This is a genomic window from Aeromonas piscicola (assembly GCF_000820005.1).
GTDB classification, from domain to species: Bacteria; Pseudomonadota; Gammaproteobacteria; order Enterobacterales; family Aeromonadaceae; genus Aeromonas; species Aeromonas piscicola.
Genome location: NZ_CDBL01000051.1, coordinates 6,503 through 7,460, shown reverse-complemented (window position 1 = coordinate 7,460; position 958 = coordinate 6,503). Strand labels below are relative to the sequence as shown.

1 protein-coding gene and 1 pseudogene are annotated in these 958 nt (G+C 61.4%); both read right to left on the bottom strand.

The genetic code is table 11. From position 1 onward, the window contains the following. Nucleotides 1-611 (bottom strand): acyl-CoA thioesterase domain-containing protein (locus BN1128_RS10640; RefSeq protein WP_042868505.1); only part of this gene is annotated, 611 nt, incomplete at its 3' end. 203 nt (nt 612-814) lie between these two features. Next, nucleotides 815-958: pseudogene (locus BN1128_RS26220) on the bottom strand (23S rRNA pseudouridine(2605) synthase RluB); the annotation flags it as partial.

Genomic DNA, 958 nt, shown 5'->3' with positions numbered 1-958 from the left:
GAGGCATAGGCCAGCAGGTACTTGTGAACCCGCTGATCATCCGGCATCTGGCCATTGGCCTTGAACCAGACGTGGCGCAGCGGCTCGTGCACATCCGGCCGGATCGGATCGACCAGGGTCACAGGGCGAATTTCGATGGGCTTCTCGCACATGATCTTGTCACGCAGGGCAGGCGGGATCTGCTGCTCGTAGGGGCGCACCAGCTCCAGCTCGCTCTTGAGCTGCTCGGGCGGAGTGATCCCCGCCGGCATGCTGATCTGATGCTCGAACCCCTCGGCCTCGACCTGAAAGGAGGCGTTGAGATAGAAGATGGGCTTGCCGCCCTGAATGGCCTTGACCCGGCGGGTGGAGACGGTCTGGCCGTCACGGATATTCTCCACGTCGTAGATGATGGGGCGATTGGCATCACCGGGGCGCAGGAAGTAGGAGTGGAAACTGTGCACCTGACGATCGCCGGCCACCGTCTGTTTGGCGGCTGACAAGGCCTGTCCCATTACCTGTCCGCCAAACACGGCCCGCAGACCGAGATCCTGGCTCTGGCCCCGAAACAGGCCCTCCTCGATTTTTTCAAGCGCCAGCAGTGCCAGCAGCTCATCAAGTACCTTGCTCATTATTATCTCCTGTATCAGTGCCGCAAAGGCTAACAAGCCCGCTCTGGCAGAGCAACCTTGCCCCTCTCCCGCAGCGAGCCCGCCGGGTGGTTTAATTCAGCAAGGAGGGGATTGGAATAATAAACGACAGACAGCAGCAACAAAAAGGCCCGCCTGAGAGGCGGGCCTTTCCTTGCATGAACCCATGAGGCTCAGCGCAATGCTTACTTGCTGCCGGTACCCGAGTTGCGGGTAGAGGAGGTAGGCTTGCGGCGGGCCGTGGTGCTGCGGGCGCGCGGCTCCATGCCCTGCATATCCTTGTGACGCTTGACGGCACGACGGATCTGGGCGGCCTGCTTGTGACGGGT